Genomic DNA, 26858 nt, shown 5'->3' with positions numbered 1-26858 from the left:
ACCATGATCAAAAACCAGGAATCATGGCGGGGTGAAATGGCTTAATTTATGGAATTGACACCACAGTCACTTGTTAAGTGATTACGTGTCCCGGCCAACATAGATCTTATTTCCATGCAGCTCACAGAACCAAAATGGCTCGTGATCATGAGGCCCGAAGAATTGCACCAAAATAAAATTGGGGCCCTGAAATACTATTTCCTTGGCCGCGAACCTAACTATCTCGTGATGCAGCTCTTTCGGGTACCTGGCTATAGCCTCTTCCTTAGCTGACGTAACAATTTCTTCAACAAAGCCAGGGCGAGATAGTGATCTATCTATAAACTCAGAGAATTCCACTGGCGGCTCAGAAATCCCATCATACGCCACACTCAATCGAATTCCTTTGTAGGAACCGATCCAATATTGTTCCTCACCGTCCCACAAAAGCCGTCCAGCACCGCGTATTTCAACCTCCGACTTCGCAGGCTCCTTTCTTCTAAATATCCTCTTTAGAAACTCCATAAACCGGCCATTCTCACTTAACGCCAATGATAAGCGGCGCCCGTCTAGGGCGTCCGGTGGACGGCCGCCAGGCCGGGAACGAACTTAATTGACTTGTTAAGCATTGATCTGATGGACGAAGCCAGCTTCATCTCTTACACCGACCCTGTTGCCATCGGGGTCGCTGATGTTGATAGTCCGGCCCCAAGAACTTTCCTGGATTTCAGCTTGGATACCCCATGCCCTTATTTCCGCCAGGGCCTCCTCCAAATCCTCGACATTAAAGCGCAGTTTGAAGCTACCCTCTGTCGGTGACTTAGCGCCATTCTTCGCCTTGCCTCCTTGCTCGACCATCAAATAGCCCTTCCCGTACTCGAGACAGGTGAGCTTGAAGTCACCCTCCTTTTTCTCGAATAGCTGACGCAATCCAAAGAGGTCTCGATAGAACGCCACGCACTCCTCGAAGTTTTCCGTGTTCAAAATTATTCCGTAGCGGGCTATGTTTGCGTGCATGAGCCTTCCTTGTGCTTAACAGCTTATTAGTTTGCATTCGTAGTAAACCGCATCCGTACCACCGTGTCCAAAACTGCTTCACACCCTTGATAGCGTAGATTTTTCATAGCCTTACCTGCCAGTAGCTGGCCGTTTTCGGGTTTTTGCGTCCGTGAAAAGTGTGCACGCGGTTTATCCGTGCACGTTTCTGCAAGTTAAATACGGGTATTCGGATTTAGTGGTTGATTTTACTCTGCATTACAATGAGGCAAGCTAAGATCCCATCGGATTATCTGGTTGATGCTTCAACCTACTGCTTATGCGCACTTCCCTTGCCGATTCCAGCAAGAACCCCACAAGCCTCAACTTCCCGGCCATCGCTACAACCCGCTCTCAGCGAAACGAGTTGTTTCTCAAGCGCTTGCAGAGCAGTTATTTGCGACCGCACATGAGAAATGTGGTCATCAAGCAAGGTGTTGACAGCGGCACAAGGCTGATGAGGGTCGTCCTGATAGCGCTGTAGTTCGCGAATCTCAGCCAATGACAGGTCGAGGATTCTACAGCGACAGATGAAGGCCAGCCGCTCACTATGCTTCTCGGTATAGGCGCGGTAACCGTTTTCCTGCCGATCAGGCGGCGGCAACAAGCCCTGCTGTTCATAGAAGCGGATCGTCTGGGTATTGACTCCGACTGACCGAGCCAACTGTCCAATGCGCATCAGACTCCTCCTCAACGGATTCTTTCCGCTTTATTGACCTTATAGTGACTATATGGTTTTAAATGATAACCCAATAATGTTCAAGTGGAGTCGTATTATGAGCAAAACCTGCACAGACGCCTGTGGCTGCGCTGCAACGTCCCAAGCAGATACCGATAGGGGGAGCTCCTCCGAAGCATCGGGGAAATGGGTCAGCGTTTATGCCGTGCCGAAGATGGACTGTCCGTCAGAAGAACGAATGATTCGCCTGGCCCTGAATGGCTTTGATGAGATTCGGGCGCTGTCTTTCGACCTGTCGAACCGCCGGTTGAAGGTCGTGCATGATGGAGAGGCTGATCCTTTCACTGCGAAACTGACGACCCTGGGGCTGGGAGCCTCGCTTCAGGAAACCGTCGCTGCCGATCCGGAGACCATCAAGGCCGCCGAATCCTCCGCAGCCTCTGCTACCCAAGAGTCCGCCACCCTGAGGTGGTTGCTCGGCATCAATGCAGTCCTGTTCGTGGTTGAAATGACAGCCGGTCTGATCGCTCAGTCCACCGGCCTGATTGGTGAGTCCCTCGACAATTTTGCCGATGCGGCAGTCTACGGGCTCGCCCTTTATGCCGTTGGGCATAGCGTGAAAATGCAGGTACGCGCCGCGCATCTTGCGGGGGTGCTCCAGTTGATTCTGGCTGTTGGCGTGCTCGCAGAGGTGGTGAGACGCTTCGTCTTCGGTAGCGAGCCGGAATCGATGGTGATGATGCTTATCGCATTCGTCGCACTGATTGCCAATACCACTTGTTTGCTGCTGATATCCAAACATCGAGAGGGCGGGGCGCACATGAAGGCAAGCTGGATATTCTCGGCCAATGACGTGGTGATCAACCTGGGCGTCATCACCGCCGGCGCCCTGGTCGCGTGGACCGGATCCAATTATCCGGATCTGATTATCGGTACCATCGCGGGGGTTGTCGTGCTTAACGGAGCCAGACGCATTCTGGCCCTCAAGGGTTAGGCAACATCCATGATTGGCAAATACCTCTCGCCGTATGCCCTGTTGTCCATCTCCGGCCTGATAGCCGCGTCTGACCAGATTGTAAAATGGCTGGTCCAGCAATCAATGGCATATGGCGAGTCGGTTTCGGTGACGCCATTCTTTAGCTGGGTGCACGTATGGAACACCGGTGCCGCATTCAGTCTTTTTGCCAATGGTGGAGGCTGGCAGCGCTACTTTTTGATCGGAATCGCGGTGGTGGTCTCAATTTTGCTGATCAAGCTGGTCCTTGAGAACCGTCACAAAGGAGAGGCCATCGCCTACAGTCTTATCCTTGGTGGCGCGATGGGTAACCTGATTGATCGGATATTTCGTGGCTATGTTGTGGATTCCTTTGATGTCTATTGGCGAGCCTGGCACTGGCCGGCTTTCAATGTCGCAGATATTGCAATTGTCCTCGGTGTCTTACTTTTCGTTTCCTCAAGCTTGTTGCGTGAAAGAACAAACACCAATGTCGAAACAGATTGGTCTGACTGAGGTCTGCATCTATAAACTGCCATGACGGAAATGCCTAACAACATCTTGCACCTGCCTGAGTACCAGGTCCTGGGCTGCAAATCCACCGACGACGATATGCACTTCCAGGTGGACGCGCCCGATCCCATCGCCTGCGAGGAATGCGGCGTCCAGGGTGAGTTCGTGCGGTTCGGCAAGCGTGATGTTCCCTATCGTGATCTGCCCATCCACGGTAAGCGGGTCACCCTCTGGGTGGTCCGCCGCCGGTACAACTGCCGGGCCTGCAAGATCACCTTCAGGCCCCAGCTACCGGAGATGGTGGACGGCTTCCGCATGACGCTGCGGTTGCATGAATACGTGGAGAAGGAATCCTTCAACCACCCCTACACCTTCGTGGCGTCACAGACCGGCCTGGACGAGAAGACGGTACGCGACATCTTCAACGCCCGTGCCGAGTTCCTGGGGCGTTGGCACCGCTTCGAGACGCCCCGCATTCTGGGCATCGACGAGCTGTACCTGAACAAGCGCTACCGCTGCATCCTGACCAACATCGAGGAGCGAACCCTGCTTGACCTGCTGGCCACCCGCCTTCAGGACGTGGTGACCAACTACCTGATGAAGCTGAAAGACCGGCAGAAGGTCGAGATCGTCAGCATGGACATGTGGAACCCCTACCGGGCAGCTGTCAAGGCGGTGCTGCCACAGGCCCGTATCGTCGTCGATAAGTTCCATGTGGTGCGTATGGCCAACGATGCGCTGGAGAAGGTACGCAAGGGCCTCAGGAAGGAGCTGAAACCTTCCCAGAGCCGAACCCTCAAGGGAGACCGGAAAATCCTGCTGAAACGCGCTCACGAAGTCTCAGACCGGGAACGCTTCATCATGGAGACCTGGACAGGCGCATTCCCGCAACTGCTGGCCGCCTACGAGCACAAGGAACGCTTTTACGGCATCTGGGACGCCACCACACGACCCCAGGCAGAAACCGCCCTGGACGACTGGATAGCCACCATTCCGAAGGGCCAGAAGGAAGTCTGGAGCGATCTGGTCAGGGCTGTGGGCAACTGGCGCGAAGAGATCATGACCTACTTCGAGACGGACATGCCCGTCACCAATGCTTACACGGAGTCCATCAACCGACTGGCCAAGGACAAGAACCGTGAAGGGCGAGCTTACTCCTTCGAGGTGATGCGGGCACGAATGCTCTACACTACGAAGCACAAGAAGAAGGCTCCGACTGCGAAGGTCTCTCCGTTCTACAAGAAAACCATCGGTTACGGACTGCCGGACTTCGCAGAGGAACTCAACTACGGGGTCGATCTATCAACCATCTGAGGGTGGTATCAGGTTGGTGGGGTGAAGGTGCCCCATCAACCATTAAATCCCTATACCCTTAAATACAAAAGGCCAAAAATTTTCCCGTTCTGAAACAGCTGCCTACAAAGGTGCTCTGTGAAAAGCGTGCAGAACCATGCAAATTAAACCGCAAAAAATTTGGCGTTTTTGAAGGCTTTTTATTATAACTGTATGCATATACAGCTATTCAGCCATGGAGGGCTATTGTGTCGAAATCACCGTTTTTGCAATCGGTTCGCACAGAGATCAGGACGAAGCAATACAGCTACCGCACCGAAAAATCGTACCTCTACTGTGTACGTCAGTTCATTCTCTTCAATGATAAGAAACACCCGGAGGTGATGGGCAATCAGGAAATTGAACGCTTCCTGAATCACCTTGCCGTCAATCGGGGAGTCAGCCCAGGTACTCAGAATCAGGCGCTGTGCGCGATTATTTTCGTCTACAAGCATGTGCTGAAACGGGAGATTGAAAACCTCCAGTACACGATGACTAAAACGCCGCGGCGCATGCCGACCGTTCTGAACCCCGACGAAGTCGCCTCTATTCTCAGCAACATGACAGCTGAATACTGGCTCATTACTGCGTTGCTCTATGGCTGCGGTTTGAGAATCAATGAGGCCCTCTCGCTTCGCGTAAAGGACATCGATCTTAAAAGCCGCAACTTGCTCGTGTTCAACGGCAAAGGCCGAAAAGATCGCTACACACTGATTCCGGGTAACCTCAGAGAAAACCTTGAGCGGCAGGTCGCGCATGCGAGGTCAGTACATGAATCTGATCTGGCCGAGGGATTCGGACTTACGTCCGTGCCAGCTTCCCTTCACAAAAAATACGGACCGGTCATGAAGGACTTGGGTTGGCAGTACCTGTTCCCATCTTCAACAAGATGCGTTCACCCCATCGCTGGTTATGTTTGCCGTCACCATCTTCATCATTCATCTTACTCACGGCAGTTGAGGAAAGCCGTTCTGGCGAGTGGGATCACCAAGCGGGTCTCGGCGCATACCTTTCGCCATGCCTTTGCCACCGAACTACTGAGATCGGGAAGTGACATTCGGACGGTTCAGGAGATTCTCGGGCATAGCGACATCCGAACGACGGAAATTTACACACATATCATTGGGGATCGACGTGCTGGAACTGTCAGCCCGTTTGATCGTCTGCCGGGTTCTTGATGGCTATTTTTTTGCCCGTTTCAGGGGGATAAAGGTCAGGACTTTGGGGTGCCGCCAATGCTCGCTTTTGTTTAAGTCTCGTCATTCCCAAACGGCACAGATCGCTCAGATTATTAGCCACGCGTGCCAGAACGGCGCTTTCGTTTAAGTTTGAATTTCTGGGTCTTTGGGGGTGGAGGGAGCTGTTTAGCTTCCTTTCTCCTGGGCTTTCGGACCGGAATCGGCTCTCTTTCCCTAGCCAGAGCCAGGTTCGCAAAGCAAAAAACTGGACAGGCCTTGCGAAGGTGTCCAGCATCGAGAGCTCATAAACATTCTCTCGGGTTTCCCGAACATGCGCAGGCAGATAGGCCTCAATCGGTACTGTTCTTCCATATCGAGTAAGTGCGGACTTTCTGAAGTATAAGTTTGTTTCCACACCATCCATTATTAAATGCAAACGCGAGAAAAACTTATCAACTTCCGAGTCATAACGAAGCTGAATCGGACACCACCCCTCATACTCCCAAGCAGGGCAGTATTCAGGAAGTTTTCGTTTTTCCACCGTCAAGCGAGCTGGAATAGCCCTCGAATCCGTACACGGATGTTTTGGCCAAGGCGGTCCAAGATCATCAAAAAATACCCAGCCGTTATCCGGAGATTGATAGAAAAAGACACTTGCTCCACACACTGGGCAGGAAGTATTGGGGCGGGTAAAACTCTCTCTGGACAAATCGAGTGGCGGGACCCACTGATTATAGCTCGAGCCAACTTGGCGCTTGACCGCATGTCCTTCTCCGCCCAAACCACACCGGCATTCTGGCGGATGATTCCATGCATTACACATCGCGCAAAATCCGAATAGGCATGATTATAGATCTAGCCGGCAGCAGCGCCCAAGTAGGCCGGCTTCGCCTTATCCACCACATCAAAAAACCCTTTGATCACTTGATCCTGTCTGAGCAAGCACTGCACCCTCTGAATTCTTAACGATCCAGCTAGCTGGGCTCGCGGGTTTCTCCGCACTGGATCAGATGTCACTTGGGACTGAGGACTAGTGCGAACCCGTCGGACACTTTGACGTCGCGTTAAGATCTACCTCACAGCGTTCTGGATCGGCTGTTTGCCAGAAATGTTCATCAAGCTTGGCCGTGCAACCCAGGTCTTGCATTAAGGCTTCATGGCCTTGCTCGTCACAAACCAGTACCACCCCATGACGATTGGCGTAGTCTGCCTTTAGGGTGAGATCGTCGAACGGCTCCAATAATGTGGGGTCGTACTCGGTCGCGTATTCGAGCAATGCTCTGTCTTGGAGACCATCGGGAGGGGTATCGAAATAGACCGCGGCCTCTAAGGCGCTACTGACCTTGGTCAGTGCAGACGCCTTTTCATACATTTTTTCGCTGTTTGCTTGGGATACGCATCCTGTGAGCACTGCCGTCGTTGCCAACAGAGCTACCGTGTACCGGCGAACCATTATGCGACCTCCCAAAACACGAACTGATCGGTTTCGACATCCTTGCCGGTGTCCAAATTCCATTGTCCCAATTGCGCGAATATGGGGGCGTCGGGCTGACTGACACCGACCGCCAACCGGGACCAAAACCTGAGGACGTTGTCGACGGCTTGATCAAACAGATCGTCGTAATGCATTCGCCCTCCGCCGGGTACGGCAAGATTTTCGATATACGTGGGGTCAATATCGTCCTGCGTGGTGTAGCTGATCCCCGTATGGGCACCCACGTGCCGCGCCCAAGCAAACAACCGGGTGCCCTCTTCCACCGTATCCAGCAGTCCTGTGAACCCTGAATGCCAGTCAACGGGTTGAGGCTCATTGGTTTGATAACTTCCCGGATAGACGTCGGCCAACACGGCCTTCCACAAGTCTTGGATATCGCGGTCGAGCGACCCGCTGTCATCGGTGCACGCTTTGATGCCGCTGTCCAGGTGTTCCGAATCGCCAATGTTCCCCAGATTCAGCCGATAGAAAACGTGGGCGTCCTGATACATTTCGCAGCGCCGATGAGCTTGCTGGTTAGCATGGTAGGGGCCAACCTTGAGTTCGACGACGGGGTGAATGGTGAGATCCGTGGCGACATGAGCCGCATAGCCAAAGAGCCAGGCTATGCCCTTCTCCCAAGCTATGCCGGTGTAACCCTGGAGCGCTCGCAAACCTGCGGCCAGCACATCGCCAGTTCGTTCGTAGTGCATCTTGTCGGCCCACTGTTTGGCTCTGGGGTCGAGTCCAGGAGGTATTTGGAGAAGATCCAGGGTGAGATAAGGCAGATCGGGGCTGACGGCACCCAGCTCGAGATACTTGAGGTTGCGGAGGAGCGCCTTGCCTACGTCAGGAGGCAAGCCCGCTTGGGTCAATCGGTGAGGTTCACGGGCGATGTTGACGAGCGTCAGATGAGCGTAGGCTCCAGGCATGGTTTACCTCTGTGGCTGAGTACTTGGCGTAAACGATTCCTTCTTCCGATCAACCCTTTGGCGGAAAGGGGTCATTGCCGTAGGAATCCTTTTCGCGAATCCGGCCATCCCGGCCATGAATCAGGACTTCACTGCCCTGACGGCGTGCGATATCCCGTGCCGCTTCGGCAGCCTCCGCCTGAGTGGCGTGATGGGAGGTATCGCGGTTGTTGCCCTCGCCTCTCACGGCCCATCCATTGTCGCGCTGAACCACGTGCTGATTTTTACCGGCCATCGTCAAACCCCTCTGGTAACGTTACATGACATTATATACACATAAATTCACGATACACAATATATGGTATTTTGTTTCGAATTGATACCTATATAGCGGGTTTTGTGTGCGGATGTGATTCAGTGGAAGTCCACACCTTCGAGACAATACGCTCCATCGAACGTGAGCACATTCGTGTACACCTCGGTGGATTCCACGCTCCGATGCCCGAGCAGCTGGCTCACAAACTTCAGCGGCCGGCCGTGCAGGATCAGGTGCACCGTAAAAGAATGCCGGAACGTGTGACACCCGATCTTGAAGGGCGGCTCTCCCCCCACCTGTGCGATTAGCCGGTCGATGTTGGCACTGACCGCCTGACCGCCTGGCGCGTGATCGGAAAGATCCGTTCGTCCTTCCGAAACTTCCCCATATAGAGGTAGCTCTGGATCCGGGTCTGAAAGTCTCTATCCAGAATTGGGATAAACCGCTTGGGCGAGCGTTGCAGGCTGCGTTTGCTCGGCCGCCCTGCCCCTTGCTTGAGCGTCTTAAGGATCACCCCGAAGTCGTAGCCGTAATCCATGAAACTCGCCGGCGTGATCGCCAGCACCTCGGAGACCCGCGCGCCGGTGCACCACATCAGATCCAGGATCAGCCGGTGCATGGGGTGGGTTTCGGCCTCCAGCAGCGTCAGCACCTCGGGCTTGAGCAGGTACCTGGGCATGGTGTCCAAGGTCTCCAGCAACAAGGGCCGCTTGTCGATGAGTCGATCCCAATCGATGGTCACCTCGGTGATCGGGAACGACACCAGCGGGCGCTCCTGAAAGCCGAGCGGGCGCTTGTTTGGGCGTGGGCGCGGAAATGACCGAGCGCTGGTGATGGATTTTGACATTTCCCCTCCGGGGTTCTGTCAATTATCGGGTGGAATTAAAGGCCTGGCCAAGCGCCCTCTTCCGGTCTCATAAGTATGGCAACCAGCGGGAAAACCGCAAGAAACGAGGGCCGGTTGACGAACTACTGTAAACTGTCAGGTTGGTTATAATTTGATCATTTTAGGGGTTTTGACCATACTGATTAGTCCGTTAATCGCTCGGGGACCACCGTATGGTTCCGTATCGCTCCATTAGTCAACCTCCGCCTCGGGGCGACCATTCTGTGCGTTTCAGCCAGAATCAGTTAGTCCCCGCGCAACAACCCACCCGCTTGAAACTGACCAAGCACGCCGACTATTACGAGCAGCGCTGTGTCAAATACCCCGGGCGGGCCAGCTTCCATTGCTACGCTGAGTTCATCCATGCCCTGCTTCTCGAGGCGGATCCTGAGGTCACCAGTTTTGTGCCGCAGCCTTACCAGATGCTCGTCAACCGGAAACCCTACGTACCCGATGTCTACGTCGTTAGAAACAGACAAATCGAAATCCTCGAACTGAAACCGCGAGCGGAGTTTGACGAGGACAAAGAGATCCCGTTACGGGCTTTCTTCGAGCAACACGGTATGCAATTCGGCGTTCTGGCTAACGAGGCTGTGCTTAACCGGGAACGTTTAGCACTTCACTGGCTGCCCATCGTTCAAGTGCTGGCCGATGCCCGTGCCCACGGCATCGATACGGTTAACCAAGAACAGCAGATGTTTGATGCCGCCAGACAGGAAACCGCCATGACAATCGGCGATCTTCTTGGTGATTCGCCGAGAATAGAACGTTATTCCACTGAACTGGCTTTATATCGATTACTTCACCGTCATGAATTGCACTGTGACTTGTCCAAGAGCCCGCTCAATTACGAGACCGAGGTAACGGCATGGTTTTGACATGGCGAGAGCGTTTGTTTCAGGAGCCAGAATGGACTGAATTCAAGCGGTGGCCGTTTCTGAATAGCCAAACTCTGCCCGTAGAGAAGCGTCGGCGCTACCTCACCAACGCCAGGATCGTCGCCGCCATTCTGGACGGGCGCCCCGTCAAATCCGTCGCCGAGAGTTTCAACGTAACGCCAGGCAGGGTCAGCCAATTGATGGACCGATGCCTTGCAGGCGAGGAGGATACACCGCCGGCCCTTACAACAGGTCTTATTCCGCACCAACGATTGAAAACATCCAGCCGGAGGGCCGCGCTTGGGACGCTGAGCAAGCCAGCCGGTGACCGCTGTGGCTTTCAATACCTGTTGGCGACCGTTCCGGGGCTGTCGGACTACCTGATGACCCAAATTCGAGCGAATGTCCGTCGGAACAAAAACGGTCAGAATTTGACCCCTCGACGATTCCACGCCAGTTTCATCGCTTACCTGAACGATCAAGATTGGCCCAAAGACACCTACCCCTTTACTTCATCCTCTCTAGGTTATGAATCATGTCGCCGTTTTCTGAAACGCTCTCTGATCGATCTGCAGATGCCAAAGGAGCATCAACGCGTCATCGGTCCCAAGACCATGCCGGTTTGTGCTTTTCAGGAGATTCACATCGACGAGGCTCATATCGACTGTAAGGGCGCCGCAGCGGTGGTTCTTCATGATCAAATGAAGCCACTTCGCCTGGGGCGGATTTCCTTACTTCTTGCGAGGGACGTCGGTACAGGCTGCTACCTAGCCGCCACCATAGCACTGTCCGTCCACCCAAACTCCGCCGATGTGTTGGCACTGCTGGAGCAGCTCGTACAACCCTGGGAGCCGCTTACACTAACTGCGCCAGGGCTGTCCTATTCCGCGGGCGCCGGTTTTCCATCTGCCCTAGGCGAGTCGTTTTGCCGGCCCACCTTCGGTATCGTTCGACTGGATAATGCTCTGGCTCATCTCTCGCACCAAGTCCGTCGCATGGTCTGTGATTACCTTAGCGCGACCGCTAATTTCGGGCTGTCTAAAAACCCGAAGGCGCGCGCACTCATTGAGCAGGCGTTCCGCCGGCTGAATCTGGACATTCACCGGTTTCCCTCAACGACCGGTAGCCATCCGAACGACCCGCTACGTGAACCCTCTAAACTACAGAAAAACCCTCCATTTGTGTCCCTGCGGGCGCTGGAGGAAGCGATCAGTGTGTTGTTGACCGAGTACAATCTGAGCCCCTTAGCCAATCAGGGGGGAATCACGCCTCTGGAGCAGATGCAGCACCAAATGACCAACCACTTGCTGCCGCTCCGCGCCAGCAATCTCGGCCCGGGGCTCGGTCCGTACCAACGCAGTCAGGTGGTGACCGTGCGGAAGGGCTTCAAGGCGGAGGCCCCTCGGGTCAACTTTGAAGGCTGTCAATATTCGGGCTCAGCACTGAATTCCGCGGACCTACTCAACCAGAAGGTAACGGTTTTGTTTGACATTCGGGATATTCGGTCGCTTCAGGCGTTGACCTTGGATGGCCGTCCCCTTGGCGTCGTCCAGGCGCCCCGTACCTGGATGCGCTTCGCACACTCAGTGTCTCTTCGTAAGCGAATCAATCATTTAGTTCGGCAGAATGTGGTCTCGAGAAGAGACCCCTTGGGCGGCTTCTTTGATTATATGCTGGCACACCGACATCTGCCGAAAGAGGCCCTTTCGCTTTTAAAACTGGCACAACTGATGCCGGAGGAAGACACATTGTCCAGCGAAGAGGCGAGAGACAGGATGCCGAACCCAAAGAATGATTCCGCACTTAAGCAGGCGCTCGAGCGGCTACCGGATTGGAACCCCGATATGGCAAAAAACCGGAGGTAGCGTTCACAGTGTCAGCAGCATCGATACTAGAGGATGCCAGCGTTTTCTGGATCCCCACACCAATGGCGAGGGCGCTTGAAAGGCGGATAGAAGCCTGGGTGCGCTGTGGTCATACCGGCGGACTCATCATTGGTGAGGCCCGCCTGGGCAAAACGAGGGCAGTCAAAGCGTTGCAGCATCGACTACAGAATCGCAGTGGGCAACCTATACATGTACTTTATACCCATTATGGGCTGCGAGACGTTGAGACGATTCGAGCGGTGTTTGCCAAGGTTGCTCGAGCACTAGATTTTGAACTGGAACGAAAAACGGCTGATATCTTGTTAGAGAATATTGTGATCCGGCTCGCCGAAGCGGCGTTGGCCAACGATACGCGGCAGGTGGTGCTGCTTGTCGACGAGGCGCAGCTCTTAACCCTTGATCAACTCAATGCCTTTGCCGAGATCTACAACGATTTAGTGAATCTACATATTAACTGTTCCGTGTTCTTTATCGCTAACAAGGACCAGTTCCATTCTTTGGGTAAAGCGTTGCTTCGCCCTGAAAATCGCTACTTAAGGGAACGGTTCTTCAACAATTTCGACTACTTCTATGGCATTCGATCCGAACAGGAACTGAAAGAGTGCCTTGATGGATATGACCATCTGGTCGTTTCCGACTCACCATCAACCTGCGCCACTGAGTATTTCTGCCCCAGGTTGTTTGGCCAAGGCTGGCGACTTGCCGACATCGCGCCGCTTTACTGGCGTCAGTATCGGGAACGCTACGCCATACCCTTGGGGCTTAACTCGTGGGGAATGGCTCAGTTTACCCGAGCGACAAATCTGCTCTTTATGGATTATCTGCCGGCGTGCACGGATAAAGACGACCGTGCCCTTCTGGAGGCGTGTGTGATCAAGAGCCTGGAAGGCGCGGGGATTGCACCGAGTTTGGTGTCTCTGGTTGGGAGTTCGGGATAACGCTTATCAGCGGAGACGATGATGGCCTACCGATTGAATCAAGGTTTATTGTGGGCAAACCCGCTAGAGAGTCCCTACGCCCGAGCACGGCGTTTGTTTGTAGCGAATCCTGGCCTGAGTCTCGCTCGTCTCAAACGGGTTCTCCCGGCTTTACCGGTTCGCATTTACCAATGCCCGAAGTGCGCAGACTCTTTGTTCCACTCTGAGCTTTACGGTCTGCCATGTCTAAGGCTGTGTCCCATTCATCATTGCGAATTTCATTTAGACTGCCCGGTCTGCCATCGCCGATGGACTCGAGTATTCCACTCCCGCAAACCCTTTTGTAGCACGTGTGGCGCACCGCCAAAGGCCGCTTGGGGAAAAACACGGTTGAAACGTCGGGAAATGCGCAAATTAAGTTGGCTCGCTCGGTGGATAGAACGCTGCGAGGCAGACAAGGACAACTATGCCTATGTGAGCTTATGGGACGTAAGCGGCCGGGTAGGCAGACATTTTTATCAAGGACGCCCAAGTTTCTTTGAACCAAATATTCATAACCCCTACTACCTAGCCTTTGAGTGCCAACGATCAGCTGGCATCTATCAAGACCGATTGAATCGCATGAACGTCGTCACTCACGATCGAGCCCTGAGGTCCCGAACTTCCGAGCTTCGACACTGGCCGAAGCTAGACCAGTACCGGTCTCCCAGACGTGTGCACCATACGAGTGAGAGTGAACATCATTTCGATGCGCATGAGACTCACATGCTGGTATTGATAGCGGTAGCTCTTCGGAGAATTCTTCGCTGGCAAAACGAGTGTTTGGGTTTTGAGCATCGGCTCGTCTGGTCGGACTTTAGACATATTCGGCCTGAAGGTGTTCGAGAGGGTAAGGCGCCATGCAATCTTTGCATGGCTTTTAGTCTTTGGTGTTCACTAATTAGCCTTAAATTCACCAAATGGTATCTACGGGGATTGGATAATCAGGGCTCTAATGAATTACGCCGGTTGGCTAACTACCGCCAGCTTCCGAATATTGCGAATGGAGTTTTCATTAATCGGCACGAATCCACGACATGGCGCCCTTCCCTGAGTTTTGAACGTTGGCTTTTTTTGCGCACGTCCGAAAATGCATTCGCGGAGTTCGTCAGTCTGGCAAGCTGGATTTTCGTGAAAACCGCCGACAGAACCGTGAAGTACATGGCTACAGGCTATCATGGTCTTGATTACGTGTTTCAGCCCCCCCTCAATCCATCACATATTCTCGAAACTCGACTGGAAGACGGACGACTGGTTGCGCGTTACTGGCCCGAGTCTCCCCTACTCGACATTAACTTAACGAATGATGCTCGAGACCGGATCCGAAACTGCCATGGCGTTGGCCGATCCGATTGGTCCTCTTTAGGGTCCATTGAGCCCGATTACCACAAGGTGCATCCAGGCCAGGTGAAGGAGCTCTTTCAGTCGAAGTTTACGCCGTCCTCCCGTATTTTTAACCCATGGATCGCGCATGCCGCCAACGGGTATTTCGATAAAGTATGGTGTCTAGACGACTTTTCGGTTCTAGATAGTAACCGAGAGAGCGAGCGTTTGTGGGGCAAGGTTTAAGGGGGCATTCCAACTTCGACAAATGCCTTTATCCATACCAATGGTTCCAAGATGTGTTTGACTGATAAATTAGTCCTGTTATGCCAACGCTCTCAGCCCCTTTACGGTAGCGGTGTCATATCTAATTGATCTGCCGCTGAAACGTGGTACAACCCCACGGGCTCATTCGGCACCGCTGCGATTATCAATTTTTGTCCAGGCTTTTTAGTAGGCCGTCAAACCCTCCAGGTAGAACATTACCGATGTCTTCGATTCTTGAAGTCGTCAGCTAGCTTGGAATGGTTGAGAGCGGCCTCTTCAAGCTTTGGGCTTATCGGTTCTGGGTTATCCAATAGCTGCAGCATACGATCAGCGCTCTGGTGGGAAACTTGCAGGCGAGTCGCTTGGCGTTTGGTTTCGGTGGCTATCTTTTTCGCAGCGTGTATCAGAAATTCGTTCAAGCTAAGCTCGAGTAACTCGGCGGCGTCTGCAATGAGGCGCTGCGTTTCTTCATCGACATTTGTAATTAAAAGAGTGCTTTTATCTCTGGTGTTCATGATTTTATGCACCAATTCTGGCTGTTCAATATCAACTTTCAGTCGTTCCGCAGACCACAGATTTTCGCTTGGTGAAGACACAACCTGTGTGGTTCGGTGGAGTTAACTATGGCTTTAGATCGCGCTCTTTTCTCATGTGTCAGTTGCCCTGGCCGCTACCCGAATTCAAGGAATTGACAGCGTTGTCTGACCAGCTCTAGGTATCTGAATGTCATTTCCTGCGGCATGAAGGAGGCATGAAGCGTCTTTGATGCCTCAGTCTTCAGTCTTTCGACAAGATTGTCGATCGTTTTTCGAACGACCGGCGCATCAAGCCCAGTTGCCTCGGCCAATTGAATAAAATCCCCGCCAGAATAAAACCCGTTCCCCATGTGTTGGAAGTAATCCGGCTCTCCGTGCGCCAAAAAACGAAGGGCCATGGTTGGTGACAGTGGAGAAGTTGAGAACAAAGAGGAAGCAAGGACATCGTACACTGGAGCCAACCTGAACGGCTCCTTCAGGAAGGCGATGTTTTTGAGGTGGTGATCGTCGTTGCCAATGAGGTAGCTAAAGGCCAACCTGCGGATAAGTTCATGGCCACAGGACTGCCCTCCATATTTGATCGAAAGCTGCAGCACAGTCTGATAGCTGGCGGCAGTGTATTTATTCTCCGGCCGAAAGTTAGAAACCCCAAGAGCCTGCATCGCGTCTTCCTGGTGGATTTTTTCACCATCAGGCGTTCTGTCGAAGCGTTGAACGACGAAGACCTTGTGGCCATCTCCCAAGGAGAGGAGGGAGCACGGCGGCACGTCGAACCCGAGGTTTCGCATCAGCACCATTGAGGCATGCTCGTTCTCGGCCGCAAAAGGGTATCGTTCCGGCGATGGCTTGAGGATATAAGTTCCGCCCGCGTCAGCCAGTTTAAGCCCGCGATCGTTGATGGTGAGATGGCACTTCATTTGGACGCCCGAGATGGAATATCCCGAGGTGAAAGCCGGTAGGGATTCGACGAACGTTCTTCTGTCCACAGCCAGCTCGATATTGATTGTGCTGCTGCCGAACAGTGTTTCCAGGCAGGATGAATGATGCTGGATGTAATGACCTTCAGGAAGCGGTTGCAAGCAGGTCAAGCAATTCACGATGATGCGCTCTCAATCGGTTCGATGGTGACAGCTCCCGCGAGATCGCGGCCGTTGTTGACTAGCAGCAGCAATTCGTCGGTCTCATCAATCTTCTGTGAAAAAGACTGCAGCCGTCGAAGCCAGCCTTCACTGATCAAGCCGCTGAAGAATCCATGGAGTTCGTCAGATACGAAGGCCTCAGATTGAAGGGGAAGACTCAGGCTCAGCGGCTCGGATGCATCGGCTAGAAATTCAGGATCGTATTGAAACGTAAATAGCTTCCCCCGCCTCAAGAGTCTACCCGCGAGACGGTTGTGGAACTTCACCGAAGCATCGATATGGGAGGACAAGTGGGTTCTCCGTTTCTGCGGTATGACTGGGAATTTCTTTGTCTGCAACTGCCGAGGCCATTCTTCTGAGCAGGCTGGCGCAAGCCTCTTTGTCATCGAGCCTGAGCTGAATAAAACCGATGGAGTGGTGCCTGCTAATGGCCGCTCTGAGCTGGTACCACCACGACAACTCGCCCGTCGACGTTTAATGCCTGGCCCTCCCCCAACGGAATGAGCCATGGGTCCTCCCATTTTGTATGGCCGAACACCGTGAGGCCCTCAAAGCCAGATCGGAGGGAGAGCTCAAGGTCAGGGTCTCCACGTCTATCCGGGCGATCAGGGTCGGTTGGCCCCTGATGCAGCAAAAGGATATCGGGCTTTTGGTCAGTCACCCTCTCCATCACCTCTAAGAACGACTCAGCGCTTCGTCGTTGACTGCGATTCGGATCGCCAACGATACCGGACACCCCGCCGACGGTAAGTCCACAGATATGCTCAACAACATCCCCATCAAGGAGTGTGACTGCATTTGGAAGTCGCTGGGGGTCAGTTAATTCATCATGGTTTCCCAGAACGCCAACCACGCGCGCCCCTGACTTGGTAAGCGCCTCAAACACAGAATCGACAGGCCCTGAACCGCCGCGTTTATGGCAGTCCGGGTAATCGTACAGATCGCCACACACAAAGATGGCCCCCGGCTGCGGCGTCTCGCCGGCTTCAACCAAAGCGTTCAACTCATCCGCGACGACCTCACCGAGCAAGCGATTCGCTCCGCCAATTTCTCGCCCCTGTAGGTCTGAGGTAAATACCAGAGACTGGATGCCCGGCGGCATCCCTTTGGCATAGGCCCGGTGGAAGGGCAGCCGGCAACGCTGAGGTTGCCGCGCGCCGCTTGTCCGATAGGGGAGTTCGTGAAACGGCGTGGTCTCGACACCTGCGACGACGAGCGCATCGTCCTGATGCGGTTGTCTCTTCACTCGCCAGGCTCTGGGTTCGTGGGTTGATGGCGCTCCTCCATAAAATCCTCGCTGACGCCTTCACTTTCAGAGATTTCATCCCAGACCGGGTCTGTCGGGCGGTCAAACTTTTTCACCGAGCCGCGCAGCTTTTCCATTGGCGTGAGCTCCTGCTCCAAGGGTTGAGCCAATTCGTCTGCGTGCGCTGAATGTGCATTAAGACCTTCGAGCAATTCGCTCTCTTTGATCCGCTTGATCATCTTTGACCTCCGCTCGGCATCACTTTTCGATCTTCCACCAGGTGACCGAGAACACCTCGATACTCTGTCCTCACCATAGGCCGTTCGGCGAAAAAAATCTACAAATGGAGTTTTTAAAAAATCCAATAAAATCAACATGTATGCTTAACGCATACCATTTTTTGGGGTTTCTTTTGGGGCATCTTGAGCTACAGTCTATGACGCCTTTACAAACGTCTGATGGCAGCCGTCCACAAACCAGACACACCGTGCGAGTGCCCGAGTGATGAAACCCGAAACCCTTCTTGTGATCGACCTAGAAGCTACCTGTTGGGGCGACCAGCGCACGCCTGATTGCGAGCCACAGAGCGTCGAGAATATGGAGGTCATTGAGCTAGGGTGTGCGCTGGCCACGAGGGAAGGAAAGGTGCTGGATAGCCAGTCGTTTTTGGTGCGCCCTACTCGATATCCGGTTCTCAGTAGATTCTGTACGGAGCTCACCAGTATCACGCAGGCTATGATTGCTGAGGCGCCTGATTATCGGGCGGCGATCCAGTCACTGAACAACTGGCTTGGCAGCCCAGCTGAGGATTTCCGGTGGTGCAGCTGGGGAAACTACGATCGCCTGCATCTTTTGGCACAAAGCCAATCAGACGGTGCCAGGCCATTGCCATTGGCCTACCCGCACCTGAACCTCAAACGTCTCTGGCGCCGCACTACAGGCCAGAAGAAACAGACCGGACTGAGCAGTGCCCTGGCATTCCACGACCTGAGCTTTGAGGGCAACCACCACCGCGGGGTAGACGATGCCCGCAATATCGCGAGGCTGCTGCCATTCATGGATTGGTCTCTGGAGTCCGAACTGTTAACGCCACCGGAGCTCGCCAAATGAGGTTGGTCTGCATCTCACATCCACAGTCTGCACTGACGAATTCCGACTCGGACTTACGGCAATGATCAATGCCACCTCCTGCAACGCCGGGCATGAACCTCCGAAAGCGCCGATGGTGATTGATCTTTGAGTTGGCCAACGTTGAATGGAGTAAGCGGAATGACAGCCGAAGAACTGATCGCCCAGCTACAGAAGCTACCGCCGGAAACACCGGTGCTCGTTGAGGGCTACGAAACCGGCTTTGATGACATTGTCGAAGTCACCTCCGAACAGGTTGTCCGGTACCGACATGCTCAAGAGTGGGATGGCGAATATCAGACGCTGGACCGGTTCTCCAATACAGAGGCTGAAAGGCTGCTGGTCGCTGTGATCCATGGTCGTCGGGGCCACCGGAGGTAATGTCATGACCGAGAAGAAGACCTATCATCTGCATGAACTGCTAGCTCAGTGTGATCCTAACGCGCCCATGCCAGAGTCAGTTCGGGAGTGGGATCAGGCAGTGGCGGTTGGCCTGGAACAAACGATGATAGGTGACCAGTTGGATACCTGGAACGACGTTCCCGGCGTTTCGCAAAAAACAGAGTGATCAGTTCAATACCATCTAACTGATTCTATTCGGTAGTCATGTGCATCGGGGGAAGTCCAATGTTGACATCCCAGGAATTCAGTACTTTCTGTGGTAGACCATTTATTTTTGCTATCTCCTTTCATTCGTGCGGCTTACCAGGAGCTTATTGCCTCTCCAACTAGAGTTGGAAAAATCCGCCTCTAGTTGGTGTTGTGTTCGGTGAGAAGCCCGATGTTTCCTGCCGCAGAAGCAGTCCATTACACCATGGGAGCGCCCCATCCCAGATCACAGCATGCGTCCCAAAACATCTGTTTCTTTTGGGAATGCTTGGATTTCAGCAGGCGTCATTCGCGGAGAGGACGCACCGCGCCGAATATAAGCTTCGTTTTTTTTGAGTAAATAGTTTATGCCATTGGCCTTGTGTACTTCGACGACCAACACATATTTTTCGTCGTCATCGATCAGATAAACATCGAAACATTGGTTCTTAACAAGTGATTCCTGTAGCCGCTTTTTTACAGCATTTTGATAGAGCCTCACACCCTCTCCAGGATCACAGTTGTAGTCCCGTTGACACCCCTCATTGATCCCGGTGATGTTAGTGTCGTCATCCACACCGATAAACATCTTACCTCCCTGGTGGTTGGAAAACGCACATACCGTTTTATCAAGTTCCCAAACCTTATTGTTTTTGCCATCGTCGAGATGAATGTAGGGCTTAAATTCGCAATGCTAACTCTCTCCTGATGCAACAATCTGAAACAACTTGGCAGAATCAGCGCCGCCGTTAGGTGTAACCAGTCGGTGCGCCCATTCTGATGAAGAACGGTAGTCAATGATCTCATCGCTATCAGTTACCAACCACAGCTCAACATCTGAAGCTTTATCCCTCTCAAACCAGAACTTCTCCTCGGACTTGAGTTGCACCGGCTTACCATCAATAGCTCCGACCAGCATAAGCGCAGCTGCACTTTCACCATTACCATCCCTGAAGTGAGCCTCACGGTCGGAAAGGGTTATATGCCCTCGTCGGTCTGGAATCTTGATAGACAACTCGCCTTTTCGCCCGTCACTATTACCGTGAAACGTATCCAACCCAAGAAACTCTCCGATGTATTCAAACGCGGAGGTGTGAAAAGGCAGTCCATGGGCTATAAGCTTGCTGTCGTCGCAGTACACATCTGAGCACACCCGGCTTGTAAAACACCTTTCTGGGAATGGGCCTTCGCTTGCGTGACTGGGAGTCAATGACTCCGTCCAATTGATGTTTTCTCGTTCAAATTCGAGGTCCGCCAGACCAGGTATGGATATTCGTCGCTCTTCACTGAGACTAGCCATCAAGTCTGACAGGGTTATCTCCCCACTGAGCCCCCTGATAAACCGATAGTCAGGGTAATGCTGCTGCCAAGCTTCCGCTTCCTGCTCATTGCCGTCACCTTTCTCGTAGAAAGTCAGCGTGCCCATTAGCAAGGACCAGGTTCCATTGTACCTGCTGAGAACACCGCGAAAAACAAAGGAAACAGATGCGTCTAGGTCGGCAAACTGTGCCATACGCTCAATTAGTTTAGCGTGCCCGAAATTTGATATTTGCTTTAACGACATAAATTGGAGTGGTCCGAGCGGATATTCGTTTTAGACCAATAGAATACGCCCAACTTATAGGAATCGATACCCTGGACCAGAGCGACCATAGAATCGGACGACAAATTTAGTACTTTGTGTGGGAATCGTAAGGACCGCTCTATTCTAGAACTTACTTTAAGTTTGTTTTGCACTTTGTGTGGATTTTGGCGGGTAACTCACTGATATGCGGTCGCAGAAGTTTAGTAATTTGTTTGGTCGTCCAGATAAAGCCCCGGCTAAAAACAGATGTCCTCACCCAGAGCCTTCTCTTCCAGCACTGCACTCTCGATCTCAGGAATGATCAGCTTCATGCACGCCCAGACACTGCCTGAATCCTTTGCCTCGTTGTGTGTCATGACAACCGGGCTTCTGTGCTACGTCGTACTAATTCATCGAGATCCATGAAAAAGATTCGCCCTCGGCTTCCTGACAGGACGAAGCGCTATGGAACGCTTGTCCCACCATTCTGCCCTGAGTCAGCTTGATGGGCCTGATAGAGATATTGGAGACAGCGATCAACGGAACTAATGCCCGGGTATTTCGTGCATATGACTCTAGCTAAGGTTAAGCCCGTTCCTCTGCTGATTCACTTGAGCGAGATAAAGCCAAATATTCATTCAGCACGGAATCAAGCTTCTCAATCGCTTTTGCCCTATTCGTCCACCAGTCCGTGGACCACACTCTAACAAGAGTCCAACCCAACCCTTCCAAAACAGCTTGGCGGATCTTATCTCGTTCACGGGCATAAGCCGAGCTGTGGTACATCGCCCCGTCACATTCGATTCCTGCCAAGTAAAGCCCAGGCTTATCGGGGTGAACAATACCCATATCGATGCGGTAGGCGGAGACTCCAATTTGCGGATGCACTGTCCAGCCTTTTTCCTGCAAAGCTCTGGCCACAGCCACCTCGAATGGAGATTCGAAGTCGCCCATGGAGCCATGTATAGCCGCTGCCAATGCAGACGCGCCACGCTCTGCATATTCCAGAAAATGTTTGAGGTCGGCAACGGCACGGGCCTGGGTGCGAGCTAGATCGATCCTTTCAGGATGCATGGTAGAAAACACTACCATCTCAGAGCGAGCGCGAGTCATGGCTACGTTCAGTCGGCGCTCTCCACCCGTGCGGTTGAGCGGGCCAAAGTTCATAGTGACGTGCCCAGCTTCATCCGGCCCATAAGTTATGCTGAACAGAACGACATCTCGCTCATCACCCTGTACAGTCTCCAAGTTCTTCACGAAAACAGGTTCAAGCTCGTCCTCGGAGAATGCCCACTCAATGCTTGGGTCTTCCGCTCGGGCTGTATCCAAAAGGTCCTCAATCAGGCTTTGCTGCTCAGTATTAAACGTGACGACCCCTATGGACTGGCCACGGACAGTGGGATCATCTGATGTCAGGCGGCGGACAATCTCCGCCACGATCGCCTTGGCCTCCCCTTGGTTGTGACGAGCCTTTCCACGCGCATAGAAACCCTCGGGCTTCACCAATGAAACCCCCTTGTCCGGATGCACTGGCGCCGGGAACGTAACCAAAGAGTTGTCATAATATCGGCTATTGGAGAAAGCGATGAGGCTTTCCCGGCGAGAACGATAATGCAGGTTCAGAATGCGTTGGGGGATACTAGCGCCGATCAATTCATCCAGGATACTTTCCAAATCCCCTTCACCATCAATCTCACCGTCCGGATCATCATCCGAACGACCAAAGAAATTAGTAGGCGGCATCTGTTTCGGGTCTCCGGCCACAATCACCTGTTTGCCCCGGGCCAAAGATCCCACTGCATCCCACACGGTGATCTGCGACGCCTCATCAAAAATCACCACATCAAACGTCGCCTGCCCGGCCGAGAGAAACTGTGCAATCGACAGGGGTGACATCATCAAGCAAGGTGCAAGCGTCGTGATCACATCTGGAATAGTTTCCATCATTTCCCGAACGGGCTTGTGACGCATTTTCTTTTGGAGTTCATGAGCCAGCACGCCCCAGGAAGAGTTTTTCCGAGTGGTTTCCTGGTCCGGAATCTCTCCGGCCAGATTGGCCGCAATATACTTCGCTGTCAGATTGTTGAACTGGGTATCCAACTCCCGGAAATTCCGAATGGCTGCTTCGTGCTCTGGTGAGGAAAAGGTGCGCAGTACTTCATCCTCGCCGATTACTGCCGAAGACCACCAACTGCAATAGGCTGCCTCAAAGACGTCTTCCACTTGGTCAGAAGGCACAGAGCCATTTTCAATGGCTTCCACCAAAGGACCAAGCTGGAAATCCAGTGCCTCGGAGCGACGCCGTACCCAGGCGCACCAGTCGCGCAAGGCAATATGATTATCCACGATCTCTTGACACTGTCTGCCGAGAGACTCGAGGGCTGGCACATCCTCAGGCAATCGCATATCCAGCGACGCACCGATTAGCGCTTCGAACTTTTCCTTATTGGTATTGAATGCCTCAAACGCAGCTTTGAATTCATTAATGATGCGCCCAACCTGAGCATCCGGCGCAAGCAAGTCATTAGCGTCATAGAGCAGCGTTCGGATCTTGCCACGCAAATGGGCAAGCGATTCTGCATCATCCGCAAGCTTGCCGACTGCAACGCGAGCACGGGAACCAAGCGTTTTCAATGCAGCCATCGCGCTAGGGTCTGATTCATACGAATTCCACTCCCGCAAACCCCTCAGCCGGCCATCCAACCGGTCAATATTTCCACCGGTTTCGCTCAATTGCTTCAGCACGGGAATATCAATGGTTGGATCCGGATTACCATGCGCCCCACCCTCGCGCATTTGTTTAACGACCTTGCGCTTTGCAAACCAGCTCTTGGGCCACCACGAGTCATTTGCTTGGTTCCAAGCTTGTTCTAACGAAACAGCATCCAGTTTTTGCCAGGCCAACGGCGCATAGGCGCAACTCAGCTTCGATTGTGTCTCGATATAGGCTTTCAGTTGAGTTACAGCTTCTTCTAAAGCATCCAATCTATCCGTCGCATCTGGCTCCAGCGCGAATGAAGCCTGCTGCCGGTATGCATCCAACAAGACCTGTCCGCACTCCGCGGTGGCTGACAGCTTGGAAAGGCTCACCACCCCCAGGTCGATGCCCAAGGCTTTCTCAAGGGCTACCAATTTTTCGCCCAATTGCGCCCCCCCTGTCTTCACGGTGCGGGCAGCTGCCACGACTTCTTCTTCCCATTGAGGGCGCCACTCGAAATTACTGATCAAGCTCAGAGGGTGTTCAACCAGGTTACCAACTGCCTTTGCCTGAACAGCTAACAGTTGGGCCATTTCACGCAGCTTCTCAAGTTGCGTCTCATCATGATAAGCGGCAGTCGGCCAACTCAGCTTTACCTTAGCTGCCAGGTTTGCATCACGAACCTTCACACCAATTGCATAGTGTGCCGATAACCCGTTGCGATGGCGTCGATGTAACGCATTCACAACTCGGTTTAAGCGATCACGCAAGGCTTTAAGTCGTTCCCCCTCAGCCTTCCATTCACTAACAGTGGACTGGGAAGCGCTGCTCCAAGATGTCCGTAGCTGATCCAGCACGTCTGCTTTTTTTGCCTTGTTAGAGTGAAGCTCAAGACAAAACTGTCCCAGACCAATATCCTTCAGACGCCGATGAACAACTTCGAGCGCTGCGGTTTTTTCGGATACGAATAGTACTTTCTTGCCTTTGCCCAACATGTGCGCAATCAAGTTACCGATGGTCTGGCTTTTGCCGGTGCCGGGCGGTCCAATGATCACAAAATCCTTACCACGATCTGCCGTCGCAATAGCAGCCATCTGAGAGGAGTCTGCCGGCAAAGGGGTCAGAAGATCTGCGGGGGCGAATTCACGATCAATATCCTTCGGGTCGACAAAGCGAATATTGCTTTCATACGGCTCACGCGGAGTGTCCAGCAGGTGGCGAACCACCGGGCTCTCCTTTAGTGCCTCGGATCGGTCCACCAGATCCTTCCACATCAGGAACTTGGCGAAGGAGAAATGACCAAGTACTACGTCTTCTACAACTTCAAAGCCCGGCACCTCCTTTATGGCGTGGCGTACCCGATTCCAGACACCGGAAACATCTACACCACTTTCATCTTCCGGCAGGGCACCGCTGAGTCCGTGGATTTCGATACCGAAATCTTTTTTCAACAACTCTAGCAAGGTGGTATTGAAGCGAGGCTCATCGTCGTTGGCCACCATCTTTACACCACTACGCACAGACTTTCGTTCCAAGGACACAGGTAACAAAATCAGCGGTGCGCGGTAGCGACGGTTGTCTTTGTCCCTGGGTTTCCATAGGAGAAAGCCCACCGCCAGGAACAACGTATTAGAACCGCCCTCTTTCAGCGACGTCTGCGCTTTGCGGTATATCTCCACCGCGCGCTTGTCCAAATCGTCTTGGGTCAACTCAACCAACACTTGCTTTTTAGCAAGTGCATCACGAGCGTAAACTTCTCTGAGTTCTTCGCCAGTCCGCTGTCGATGAATATCCGAATCCTGGTCCTGCGTCTTTAATTGAGGAAAGGGCGCGATAGCAATCCGAGCTCCTGTCGCCAAAACATCCTCGAGCGCCCCCGGATCACCGCACACTAGCGTCAAACTGCTCTTGCTGGGCTTCTGGTTGAGCAGCGGGTTGCGCGCTGACAGATCGAGGAGCTTGCGTTGCCAACGTTCCAGGCGGCCACCCGGAGTATCGTCTGGCAAATCTGCATCCACATTAACGGTTGCTGAGGGTAAGTCCTGCGGAGCCTCTTCTAACCCTGGCTCCACAATCTCCATCGGATCCGCAGGCGCGCTTACCCCTGCAACCTGTGTTTTGAAGCCAATGGGATTAATCCGGTGTGCTCGAGCCCGCCGAATATCAATGGCGGCAACGAATTCCCGGTCCTTGTCCAACGCTACTTGCTTATTACCCTCCCGCACGGCCTGGGAGAATGGCGGTGCGGGGTGGTTTGTCAGGAAAGTCGACTCAATTAGAATCAGCTCTTTCAGTGGAATCCTCTGACGCAGGGTTTCCGCCTCATCGACCACTACGCTGGAAAGGTCTTCCTTATCCAGCCACAGCCCCACTAGTGCATGCCCCTGGGTTAGTATCACCAACGGATTCAACTGAGCTTGTTCCAGTGCGGCCGCGAATAGTAATGTGGTGTCTAAGCAGGTCGCCACTCTGGCGCTTTCGATTTGACTGGGAAGCCGAATCTTCTGGCCATTGCGCTCGAAACTAGCTGGCGGCAGCGCATATCCAACCTGCATTTTTACAATGGCAGAATAAATAGCTGAAGCCATCAACCAAACTTTCTCTCGGCTTCCGGATTCATAGCCATCGATACTGGCGGACTTACCTGCCTTGCGGAGAATCTGACTGGCCTGCCCCAACAAGCGGTCCACTGCCGGATCGTTTGGCGTGCAAAAAGCGGCCAGCAATTCGGGGATGTAAGCTGAACCGCCCCACTCATTATGAGCCAATAACTCCACCGGAATCACACATTCGGCCAAGCTCTGTTTACCTTGGCAGACTTGAATCGTGACAGTCCCTCGCACCGATTCCGTTAGACCGAGTAGGAACCCCCCATCCAACTCCAAATCTCGGTCTTTTATGGGTAAAAGACCACCCGCTGCTAACTTGTCCAATGCCCAAGCTTTGGATTTCACGAAGGGCGGGGATGCTGCTAAACGCACCGTCAGGTCTGAGAGGTCCTGCTCCTCATCAAGGTTCTCGACCTTCAGTTCCCGCAGCACCGCGAAAGCACTCTGGTGACAAGCGAAGTTAATCTTTTCCACCAAGCTAGCGCGGACTTTTACTTTTGACGACTCCTGGTCAGACATACCCTTTCCCTAACGTATCTTTTGATTAGTTATTTGACTTAAAAGGCATTTTGCGTAAAGCGATAAAGCAGCGCTGTTTTCAGCGCGCACTTCATCAAGTTGCTTGCTGCTAGACCAGCGGTCGCGAATGGCCTCAAACATGGCAGGCTAAGTGTTGAAGAATCGAGGTGAGAGCGCCCGTCAGCAGGGGATTTTAAGATTTTCTCGTCATCCGTGACCCCGAA

Annotated in this window: 27 protein-coding genes and 1 pseudogene; 11 read left to right on the top strand and 17 right to left on the bottom strand. The window is 53.1% G+C overall.

Translation table 11 applies throughout. The annotated features are described in order from the left end of the window. Positions 1-81: 81 nt before the first annotated feature. From V3388_RS14630 to cadR, 3 genes are all read right to left on the bottom strand, one after another. Positions 82-504, bottom strand: a complete 423-nt coding sequence (locus V3388_RS14630) for a hypothetical protein (RefSeq protein ID WP_336368312.1) — start codon at positions 502-504, stop codon at positions 82-84. Positions 505-600: 96 nt separating this feature from the next. Then, positions 601-996: a VOC family protein gene (locus tag V3388_RS14625; protein ID WP_336368311.1), complete on the bottom strand. Its 396-nt coding sequence runs from the start codon at positions 994-996 to the stop codon at positions 601-603. Positions 997-1285: 289 nt separating this feature from the next. After that, a complete protein-coding gene (gene cadR, locus V3388_RS14620; protein ID WP_007146115.1) occupies positions 1286-1693 on the bottom strand; it encodes a Cd(II)/Pb(II)-responsive transcriptional regulator in 408 nt (135 codons plus the stop codon). 97 nt (positions 1694-1790) lie between these two features. Here cadR and V3388_RS14615 point away from each other — a divergent pair, with 97 nt between their 5' ends. From V3388_RS14615 to V3388_RS14600, 4 genes are all read left to right on the top strand, one after another. After that, positions 1791-2687, top strand: a complete 897-nt coding sequence (locus V3388_RS14615) for a cation transporter (RefSeq protein ID WP_336368310.1) — start codon at positions 1791-1793, stop codon at positions 2685-2687. Positions 2688-2696: 9 nt separating this feature from the next. Next, the gene (gene lspA / locus V3388_RS14610; protein ID WP_007146113.1) at positions 2697-3203 is read left to right on the top strand and encodes a signal peptidase II; all 507 of its coding nucleotides are present in this window, start codon (positions 2697-2699) and stop codon (positions 3201-3203) included. Positions 3204-3224: 21 nt separating this feature from the next. Then, positions 3225-4514: an ISL3 family transposase gene (locus V3388_RS14605; protein WP_336368309.1), complete on the top strand. Its 1290-nt coding sequence runs from the start codon at positions 3225-3227 to the stop codon at positions 4512-4514. Positions 4515-4741: 227 nt separating this feature from the next. Beyond that, entirely contained in the window at positions 4742-5710 is a 969-nt protein-coding gene (locus tag V3388_RS14600; protein WP_336368308.1) for an integron integrase, read from the top strand. On the opposite strand, the gene V3388_RS14595 is transcribed toward V3388_RS14600, so the two are convergent. The 6 genes from V3388_RS14595 to V3388_RS14570 all read right to left on the bottom strand — a co-directional run bounded on the left by V3388_RS14595 (position 5679) and on the right by V3388_RS14570 (position 9258). After that, positions 5679-6533, bottom strand: a complete 855-nt coding sequence (locus V3388_RS14595; RefSeq protein WP_336368307.1) for a hypothetical protein — start codon at positions 6531-6533, stop codon at positions 5679-5681. The two genes, V3388_RS14600 and V3388_RS14595, sit on opposite strands and share 32 nt — an antisense overlap. Before the next feature lie 207 nt (positions 6534-6740). After that, positions 6741-7163, bottom strand: coding sequence for a hypothetical protein (locus V3388_RS14590; protein ID WP_336368306.1), 423 nt, complete (start codon positions 7161-7163; stop codon positions 6741-6743). Further along, complete coding sequence (locus V3388_RS14585) at positions 7163-8116, bottom strand: zinc dependent phospholipase C family protein (protein ID WP_336368305.1); 954 nt, start codon at positions 8114-8116, stop codon at positions 7163-7165. The genes V3388_RS14590 and V3388_RS14585 overlap by 1 nt, the downstream gene beginning before the upstream one ends. 49 nt (positions 8117-8165) lie before the next feature. Continuing rightward, positions 8166-8390 (bottom strand): DUF2188 domain-containing protein, encoded by a 225-nt coding sequence (locus V3388_RS14580; protein WP_336368304.1) that lies wholly within the window; start codon positions 8388-8390, stop codon positions 8166-8168. Between the two features lie 119 nt (positions 8391-8509). Beyond that, the gene (locus V3388_RS14575; protein ID WP_336368303.1) at positions 8510-8707 is read right to left on the bottom strand and encodes a site-specific integrase; all 198 of its coding nucleotides are present in this window, start codon (positions 8705-8707) and stop codon (positions 8510-8512) included. Between the two features lie 8 nt (positions 8708-8715). Next, on the bottom strand, positions 8716-9258 hold the full coding sequence (locus tag V3388_RS14570; protein ID WP_336368302.1) for a site-specific integrase: 543 nt from the start codon (positions 9256-9258) through the stop codon (positions 8716-8718). 263 nt (positions 9259-9521) lie between these two features. Here V3388_RS14570 and V3388_RS14565 point away from each other — a divergent pair, with 263 nt between their 5' ends. From V3388_RS14565 to V3388_RS14550, 4 genes are all read left to right on the top strand, one after another. After that, positions 9522-10175 (top strand): hypothetical protein, encoded by a 654-nt coding sequence (locus V3388_RS14565; RefSeq protein ID WP_336368301.1) that lies wholly within the window; start codon positions 9522-9524, stop codon positions 10173-10175. Next, positions 10166-12040 carry a hypothetical protein gene (locus tag V3388_RS14560; RefSeq protein ID WP_336368300.1) on the top strand — a complete coding sequence of 625 codons (1875 nt, stop codon included), beginning with the start codon at positions 10166-10168 and terminating at the stop codon, positions 12038-12040. Before V3388_RS14565 ends, V3388_RS14560 begins: the two co-directional genes overlap by 10 nt. A gap of 8 nt (positions 12041-12048) precedes the next feature. Next, positions 12049-12999 (top strand): ATP-binding protein, encoded by a 951-nt coding sequence (locus V3388_RS14555; protein ID WP_336368299.1) that lies wholly within the window; start codon positions 12049-12051, stop codon positions 12997-12999. Positions 13000-13743: 744 nt separating this feature from the next. Then, positions 13744-14586 (top strand): hypothetical protein, encoded by an 843-nt coding sequence (locus V3388_RS14550; protein ID WP_336368298.1) that lies wholly within the window; start codon positions 13744-13746, stop codon positions 14584-14586. A gap of 236 nt (positions 14587-14822) precedes the next feature. On the opposite strand, the gene V3388_RS14545 is transcribed toward V3388_RS14550, so the two are convergent. The 5 genes from V3388_RS14545 to V3388_RS14525 form a co-directional block, all read right to left on the bottom strand. Beyond that, positions 14823-15203, bottom strand: a complete 381-nt coding sequence (locus tag V3388_RS14545; RefSeq protein ID WP_336368297.1) for a type II toxin-antitoxin system TacA family antitoxin — start codon at positions 15201-15203, stop codon at positions 14823-14825. 74 nt (positions 15204-15277) lie between these two features. Beyond that, positions 15278-16240, bottom strand: a complete 963-nt coding sequence (locus V3388_RS14540; protein WP_336368296.1) for a type II toxin-antitoxin system HipA family toxin — start codon at positions 16238-16240, stop codon at positions 15278-15280. Continuing rightward, on the bottom strand, positions 16237-16572 hold the full coding sequence (locus V3388_RS14535) for a HipA N-terminal domain-containing protein (RefSeq protein ID WP_336368295.1): 336 nt from the start codon (positions 16570-16572) through the stop codon (positions 16237-16239). Before V3388_RS14535 ends, V3388_RS14540 begins: the two co-directional genes overlap by 4 nt. A 134-nt stretch (positions 16573-16706) precedes the next feature. Then, the gene (locus tag V3388_RS14530) at positions 16707-17528 is read right to left on the bottom strand and encodes a metallophosphoesterase family protein (RefSeq protein ID WP_336368294.1); all 822 of its coding nucleotides are present in this window, start codon (positions 17526-17528) and stop codon (positions 16707-16709) included. Beyond that, complete coding sequence (locus V3388_RS14525) at positions 17525-17767, bottom strand: hypothetical protein (RefSeq protein WP_336368293.1); 243 nt, start codon at positions 17765-17767, stop codon at positions 17525-17527. The genes V3388_RS14530 and V3388_RS14525 overlap by 4 nt, the downstream gene beginning before the upstream one ends. Before the next feature lie 265 nt (positions 17768-18032). On the opposite strand from V3388_RS14525, the gene V3388_RS14520 reads away from it, so the two are divergent. The 3 genes from V3388_RS14520 to V3388_RS14510 all read left to right on the top strand — a co-directional run bounded on the left by V3388_RS14520 (position 18033) and on the right by V3388_RS14510 (position 19224). Beyond that, positions 18033-18638, top strand: a complete 606-nt coding sequence (locus tag V3388_RS14520; protein WP_336368317.1) for a 3'-5' exonuclease — start codon at positions 18033-18035, stop codon at positions 18636-18638. 159 nt (positions 18639-18797) lie between these two features. Beyond that, on the top strand, positions 18798-19037 hold the full coding sequence (locus tag V3388_RS14515; protein WP_336368292.1) for a hypothetical protein: 240 nt from the start codon (positions 18798-18800) through the stop codon (positions 19035-19037). 4 nt (positions 19038-19041) lie between these two features. Then, positions 19042-19224: a hypothetical protein gene (locus tag V3388_RS14510; RefSeq protein WP_336368291.1), complete on the top strand. Its 183-nt coding sequence runs from the start codon at positions 19042-19044 to the stop codon at positions 19222-19224. Between the two features lie 267 nt (positions 19225-19491). Here V3388_RS14510 and V3388_RS14505 read toward each other — a convergent pair. From V3388_RS14505 to V3388_RS14495, 3 genes and pseudogenes are all read right to left on the bottom strand, one after another. Beyond that, positions 19492-19923 (bottom strand): annotated as a pseudogene (locus V3388_RS14505) (AlbA family DNA-binding domain-containing protein); the annotation flags it as partial. Between the two features lie 15 nt (positions 19924-19938). Then, positions 19939-20808: a hypothetical protein gene (locus tag V3388_RS14500; RefSeq protein WP_336368290.1), complete on the bottom strand. Its 870-nt coding sequence runs from the start codon at positions 20806-20808 to the stop codon at positions 19939-19941. 585 nt (positions 20809-21393) lie between these two features. Beyond that, on the bottom strand, positions 21394-26634 hold the full coding sequence (locus V3388_RS14495) for a DUF4011 domain-containing protein (RefSeq protein WP_336368289.1): 5241 nt from the start codon (positions 26632-26634) through the stop codon (positions 21394-21396). Positions 26635-26858 lie beyond the last annotated feature (224 nt).

Source organism: Marinobacter sp. C2H3 (genome assembly GCF_037080155.1).
Lineage (GTDB): Bacteria > Pseudomonadota > Gammaproteobacteria > Pseudomonadales > Oleiphilaceae > Marinobacter.
Note: the sequence above shows the minus strand (reverse complement) of the source record. Positions and strands in the feature narration are given on the sequence as shown.

Bases quoted from the DNA above. Each gene is read 5' to 3' on its own strand.
- V3388_RS14580 (WP_336368304.1), bottom strand. From the start codon at position 8,390: ATGGCCGGTAAAAATCAGCACGTGGTTCAGCGCGACAATGGATGGGCC.
- V3388_RS14525 (WP_336368293.1), bottom strand. From the start codon at position 17,767: ATGATCAAGCGGATCAAAGAGAGCGAATTGCTCGAAGGTCTTAATGCA.
- V3388_RS14585 (WP_336368305.1), bottom strand. From the start codon at position 8,116: ATGCCTGGAGCCTACGCTCATCTGACGCTCGTCAACATCGCCCGTGAA.
- V3388_RS14520 (WP_336368317.1), top strand. From the start codon at position 18,033: ATGAAACCCGAAACCCTTCTTGTGATCGACCTAGAAGCTACCTGTTGG.
- cadR (WP_007146115.1), bottom strand. From the start codon at position 1,693: ATGCGCATTGGACAGTTGGCTCGGTCAGTCGGAGTCAATACCCAGACG.
- V3388_RS14560 (WP_336368300.1), top strand. From the start codon at position 10,166: ATGGTTTTGACATGGCGAGAGCGTTTGTTTCAGGAGCCAGAATGGACT.
- V3388_RS14495 (WP_336368289.1), bottom strand. From the start codon at position 26,634: ATGTCTGACCAGGAGTCGTCAAAAGTAAAAGTCCGCGCTAGCTTGGTG.
- V3388_RS14500 (WP_336368290.1), bottom strand. From the start codon at position 20,808: ATGTCGTTAAAGCAAATATCAAATTTCGGGCACGCTAAACTAATTGAG.
- V3388_RS14510 (WP_336368291.1), top strand. From the start codon at position 19,042: ATGACCGAGAAGAAGACCTATCATCTGCATGAACTGCTAGCTCAGTGT.
- V3388_RS14625 (WP_336368311.1), bottom strand. From the start codon at position 996: ATGCACGCAAACATAGCCCGCTACGGAATAATTTTGAACACGGAAAAC.
- V3388_RS14595 (WP_336368307.1), bottom strand. From the start codon at position 6,533: ATGTGTAATGCATGGAATCATCCGCCAGAATGCCGGTGTGGTTTGGGC.
- V3388_RS14615 (WP_336368310.1), top strand. From the start codon at position 1,791: ATGAGCAAAACCTGCACAGACGCCTGTGGCTGCGCTGCAACGTCCCAA.
- V3388_RS14590 (WP_336368306.1), bottom strand. From the start codon at position 7,163: ATGGTTCGCCGGTACACGGTAGCTCTGTTGGCAACGACGGCAGTGCTC.
- lspA (WP_007146113.1), top strand. From the start codon at position 2,697: ATGATTGGCAAATACCTCTCGCCGTATGCCCTGTTGTCCATCTCCGGC.
- V3388_RS14630 (WP_336368312.1), bottom strand. From the start codon at position 504: ATGGAGTTTCTAAAGAGGATATTTAGAAGAAAGGAGCCTGCGAAGTCG.
- V3388_RS14550 (WP_336368298.1), top strand. From the start codon at position 13,744: ATGCTGGTATTGATAGCGGTAGCTCTTCGGAGAATTCTTCGCTGGCAA.
- V3388_RS14605 (WP_336368309.1), top strand. From the start codon at position 3,225: ATGACGGAAATGCCTAACAACATCTTGCACCTGCCTGAGTACCAGGTC.
- V3388_RS14570 (WP_336368302.1), bottom strand. From the start codon at position 9,258: ATGTCAAAATCCATCACCAGCGCTCGGTCATTTCCGCGCCCACGCCCA.
- V3388_RS14515 (WP_336368292.1), top strand. From the start codon at position 18,798: ATGACAGCCGAAGAACTGATCGCCCAGCTACAGAAGCTACCGCCGGAA.